8 protein-coding genes are annotated in these 4429 nt (G+C 31.3%); 1 reads left to right on the top strand and 7 read right to left on the bottom strand.

The genetic code is table 11. The features are described from left to right. Position 1 precedes the first annotated feature (1 nt). Positions 2–853 carry a hypothetical protein gene (locus U473_RS00140; protein WP_068722269.1) on the bottom strand — a complete coding sequence of 284 codons (852 nt, stop codon included), beginning with the start codon at positions 851–853 and terminating at the stop codon, positions 2–4. Continuing rightward, positions 850–1035: a hypothetical protein gene (locus U473_RS00135; protein WP_068722267.1), complete on the bottom strand. Its 186-nt coding sequence runs from the start codon at positions 1033–1035 to the stop codon at positions 850–852. Before U473_RS00135 ends, U473_RS00140 begins: the two co-directional genes overlap by 4 nt. A 142-nt stretch (positions 1036–1177) precedes the next feature. Between U473_RS00135 and U473_RS00130 the strand changes: the two genes are divergently transcribed. Beyond that, the gene (locus tag U473_RS00130; RefSeq protein WP_153011960.1) at positions 1178–1711 is read left to right on the top strand and encodes a DUF6147 family protein; all 534 of its coding nucleotides are present in this window, start codon (positions 1178–1180) and stop codon (positions 1709–1711) included. Between the two features lie 131 nt (positions 1712–1842). On the opposite strand, the gene U473_RS00125 is transcribed toward U473_RS00130, so the two are convergent. The 5 genes from U473_RS00125 to U473_RS00110 form a co-directional block, all read right to left on the bottom strand. Then, positions 1843–2526 (bottom strand): DUF4367 domain-containing protein, encoded by a 684-nt coding sequence (locus U473_RS00125; protein ID WP_068722264.1) that lies wholly within the window; start codon positions 2524–2526, stop codon positions 1843–1845. Then, entirely contained in the window at positions 2523–2852 is a 330-nt protein-coding gene (locus tag U473_RS14015; protein ID WP_235589043.1) for a sigma-70 family RNA polymerase sigma factor, read from the bottom strand. The genes U473_RS00125 and U473_RS14015 overlap by 4 nt, the downstream gene beginning before the upstream one ends. 23 nt (positions 2853–2875) lie before the next feature. Further along, the gene (locus tag U473_RS14010) at positions 2876–3085 is read right to left on the bottom strand and encodes an RNA polymerase sigma factor (protein ID WP_082732275.1); all 210 of its coding nucleotides are present in this window, start codon (positions 3083–3085) and stop codon (positions 2876–2878) included. A gap of 298 nt (positions 3086–3383) precedes the next feature. After that, positions 3384–3938 (bottom strand): hypothetical protein, encoded by a 555-nt coding sequence (locus tag U473_RS00115; protein ID WP_068722263.1) that lies wholly within the window; start codon positions 3936–3938, stop codon positions 3384–3386. 4 nt (positions 3939–3942) lie between these two features. Beyond that, positions 3943–4429: hypothetical protein (locus U473_RS00110; RefSeq protein ID WP_235589042.1), on the bottom strand; the 487-nt coding region annotated here is incomplete at its 5' end.

Here is a 4429-nt window from a genome sequence, read left to right as displayed (position 1 = left end):
GTTAAAAAATAAACTTTTTTTGATTCAATTCATTATTCAATACGGTTACCTTATTTCCAGAACGAGTTGGAAAATCATAATGTGTAATAATAATATTATCGTCATTCTTAAAGATTTGATAGGGAGCTTCTTCTTTTAGTTTGACTAATTCTAGAGAGGAATTTTTGCTTTTCAAAGCTACAATCTTATTTGTATGGCCTAAAAAATCGTATTTAGCATTGTTTATTATAAGTAACATGCCATTGAAATATAAAGAGTCAGTAGGAAAAGCGGTAAATTTATTGGTTTCTATATTAATTTCATTTAGATTTTCGTCTAATTCATATATATTTTGGTTCTTGGATACAGGATCATCAGCAATAACATTTATCTTATCATTTGCAATAGCAATTTCTCTCAAAACTCCACTAAGTCGTTTTTCTTTAATAATATTATTGTTTTTGATATTTATTTTAGTTAATAGTCCAGAATCTATTGAAGTGTTATGGATAACATATAAAAAATTATCTTTTACAACCAACTTAATTGGCAGTTTTTTTGTTTTTATATAGCGTTTATTCCCGGTTTTCATGTTAAACTCTAATATTTTATTCCCAGGTTCCGAGGGTATTCCTGTAACAGGTACGTATAAATTCTCTTTATAAATCTTTCCTTTTTGTAAGCCACCAATATCGAGATTGATTTCTTCTACAACATCCCAATTTTGTGAAAATAGAACTATTTTACTTTTATTGTAAAGATTAGATGTAAAGATTACTCCATATTTAAATGATAATATGTTATTGTTGGACTGTTGTGTACATCCTAGGCTAACTATAAGTAACCCTATTATCATTAATTTCAATTTTATCATGCAGCATGACCACCAGCCCATGCACTCGAGCTACTACTTGCAGTGTCTAACGTCACTAGAAACATTCCAGGTCTTGAATAGTAATCAGCTTGTATTGAAACGTCTCCAGAAACCTTTGAATCCCCATAATATTTGGAAACTTCACGAGATTCCCATTGCTTTTTTAATGATTCAGTTTGCATTTTTTCCTGTTTTATCTCTGTCAGCTGTTTTTTAGTTTGGTGATGATTTTACTAGGTAGACGTCAACAATGAAAAAATAGTTCCCATTTTAAAAATATTATTAAAAATCGGTAACGATTTTTCTTTTTATTACGTCTATTTAATGAAAAAATCTCTAGGAGGTATACAAGGTGAAACAACTAAAAAAAGTCGGTATTTTATTACTAACTGCATGGATGATTTCTGGTGTTTTTTTACTGATACTAGTTTAGCTGCAGATAAAACCCAGGTTCCTTCAGCACCAACGGAAGGGACCCCGTCTAAAAATTCTAATTTTGGTTCTATGGAAGAAAGTATTGAGATTCAGTCCACACAGTATATAAAAAGCTGGAATACAAACATTAATAATTTATCTGTCAATATCGTAAATGTTAGTGGTTTTACTGATTCTTACTCAACAGTAGAGACAATTTCAGTTGACCTTTATTTACAATATTGGGATTCAGGACAAGGGAAATGGGTTGACTTAGTGCACGTAGGGGAATTTAAACAATCAAACACATCTCATGTTGCAGGCACTGATGACGTAGCAGTTTCTAGCGGGTTTTATTACCGAACAAGAGGAATTCATTACATTATTGAAAACGGAACGGTGGAGGAAACAAGTTCAGTATCTACATACATTTATTTAAAATAATAACTAGAGGGCATTTTTTTGATGCCCTCTTTTTCTTGACCCTATCTTTCAGATAGACTTAGCTATTTCTAACATTTCATGATCTGATAATTGACTTTCTATTAAAAATTGAACGTCTTGATGAACCCAAATTATTTTTTTGTCCCATCTTTAAATGTAAACATTGTTCCCTTTATTCCATTGATATTAACCTCTTTTATAACAGTGTCTTCATTATCTACTCCAAATGAATAACCCATTTGGTCTTTAACGAAAATTTCCTGGATAGAAAATGTTTGTTGTTCATTTTTATAATGAAGTTTGATCTCATTGCTTTTTCGATCACCCACTCTGATCACAGAAACATAGCTAAGTTCAAATCCGAGGGGAACTTTTTTAGGAACAATGATTGTGAAACCATCAATCATTTTTTGTGCTTCTGTTAGACTCATATCTTCCACTTTTATTTGTTTATTTAAAACCTGAGCCTCTGGCTTCGGTCCATTACTGTTTGAGGAAATTGGCTGCCCAATTTTCCCTGTTAAATCGGTAATCGTACCTTGAGCCTTTAAAAAGAATTTTGAAATCCAATCAAATGCCGATGCATTCGGAGATTGATAAAAGAACACAGCAAGTATAAAAACACTAATAATTACAACACTAATACGCTTCATTCGTTTCTGAAACTTTAAGGAATTGCTATTTTGGGAATACAGCATATGACGTATATTTTCCCATGTCTCTTCTTTTGAAACAAGTGGCGGGGGACTGTTTTTAAGTTCCTCCTCAATAATTTCCTTCATTAAATGATCGATATTCACGTCTTTTTTCTTCATAAAGAATCACCATCCATGTTATCTGAGCTTAACAGAAGGGATTTTAATTTGTTTTTTGCCCGATAGATTCTAGACTTAACCGTACCAATATTCTCTCCAAGTATCTTCGCAATTTCTTGTTCTTTTAACTCATGTCCATATTTTAAAATAATAACCGCACGAAAATTAGCTGGTAACTCGTTGATCGCAAATCGAAGATTTTCTTTTAACCATACCAGTTCAATCTCAGATTCAACAGAACTAGATAATGGTTGTGAGACAATCTCCTTTTCTAAGAAGGTATCCTCTGTCGGAATACCGTTAGATCTTTTTTGTTTGCGAATCATGTCAATAGCAGTTCGTGTTACAATTACAGATAACCATGTACCGACACTTTCATAATTTGATCCATATGATTAAACGCCTTAAGAAAGGTTTCTTGCAAGATATCCTGAGCGAGATAGTGATCTTTAGTAATGAAGTATGCTTTACGATACACTTGCTCATGAAACATTTCAAATAAGATTCGTTTAGATTCTTCATCCTTCTTCTGAATTTTTGCCATTACAGATTTTAACACTATGGCTTTCCTCCCCAACACGAAACAATTATGTAACAAAAAGTTTCATGCTTTTTTAGCTCTTTTCTATTAATACTTGGAAAAGTTTGGAGACTCCTTTATAATATAGACTCAACAAACTTAGTAATCGTTGCGAAAAAATTTAATTTTTTTAAATCGAGAGAAAAGACCCATATTTTGGGGATCATTAGTGACTGAACGGTTAATTAAGTAGTATATTAGCCCTGTGTTTAAAGTTCCACAGGGCTAATAGAGACATCTAAATAAATATATATGGGAATATAAGCAATATACACTACTAATCATACATATTAATTACCATATTATCTGAGTTCAATATAACATACTCTTCTCCGTCTTCCCATTTCACTTTTAACTTTATCGGTTTTTTTATACCTATCATGACTTTTTCTTTTTCTGTACGATTAGATATCCATGTTGTCCTTCCAATAATTAATCCTTTATTTTTTGGGTCATTAGCATTTATTAAAATATTTTCTGAAATATCTGTCCCAAAAACTAAGGAACTTTTGATAGCCAATATATCTATCATATTTTTGTCTAAAAAGGCAGTAGCTATAACTTTATTGTAAACAACATCGTTTCTTTTAGGTTCAATTTTTAGATTATACTGAAGGCTATTATATTCTTCTTTTTTTATCTTATTCACATTGATCGATAATGTATAATAAAAGTTAGGGCTCTTTTCTGCATCAATAAAATTCACATCATCCGGTATTATAGTATCATATTGTATTATGGATTCCTGTTTAATTGCGTAATAGCCTTTAAAAATGACTGCAATTAAAATTAACACAATTGGCAGTATGATTATTATTCTTTTTTGTTTCATTTTATTACCACTCTATTGGAGTTGAATGTGTCCACGCATCAACATAAAAATCGTTTGTTAATGACGTGTTATAGTAATATAACGCTTGATTTTTAATCCAAGTATTATCTGTCCAATGTGGTTTATAATCTACATTTATTGGTGAATAGCCATTTGGTGGTATATAGTCGTACGTACCAGAACGAGTATAGCCATCAGTATCTGAAAAAGTGGCATATTCATGCCTATACCATTCTCTCGATTCAATATCCACATAGGTTTTACATCTATTTGACCAATTTGAAGTTACTTTCAATTGATACGAACCCTCTCCCGGATCAATTGAAAGGATACTTGAATCTTCTTTAGTTGAATTTAAGCTTTTTTCAGCTTTAGTCCTATTCTCATATTTTTTTACATTTTCATCTGAAAAAGCAACTAATATCGATAGAAATTTAATTTTAAACAACTTAATAACCTCCCTCTTGTGAACTACCCACCACTTATCAACC

The sequence above is a fragment of the Tepidibacillus decaturensis genome (genome assembly GCF_001561915.1).
GTDB classification, from domain to species: domain Bacteria; phylum Bacillota; class Bacilli; order Tepidibacillales; family Tepidibacillaceae; genus Tepidibacillus_B; species Tepidibacillus_B infernus.
This window is presented reverse-complemented; position numbering and strand designations above follow the sequence as displayed.

Bases quoted from the DNA above. Each gene is read 5' to 3' on its own strand.
- U473_RS00135 (WP_068722267.1), bottom strand. From the start codon at position 1,035: ATGCAAACTGAATCATTAAAAAAGCAATGGGAATCTCGTGAAGTTTCC.
- U473_RS14015 (WP_235589043.1), bottom strand. From the start codon at position 2,852: ATGATTCGCAAACAAAAAAGATCTAACGGTATTCCGACAGAGGATACC.
- U473_RS00125 (WP_068722264.1), bottom strand. From the start codon at position 2,526: ATGAAGAAAAAAGACGTGAATATCGATCATTTAATGAAGGAAATTATT.
- U473_RS00140 (WP_068722269.1), bottom strand. From the start codon at position 853: ATGATAAAATTGAAATTAATGATAATAGGGTTACTTATAGTTAGCCTA.
- U473_RS00115 (WP_068722263.1), bottom strand. From the start codon at position 3,938: ATGAAACAAAAAAGAATAATAATCATACTGCCAATTGTGTTAATTTTA.
- U473_RS00130 (WP_153011960.1), top strand. From the start codon at position 1,178: ATGAAAAAATCTCTAGGAGGTATACAAGGTGAAACAACTAAAAAAAGT.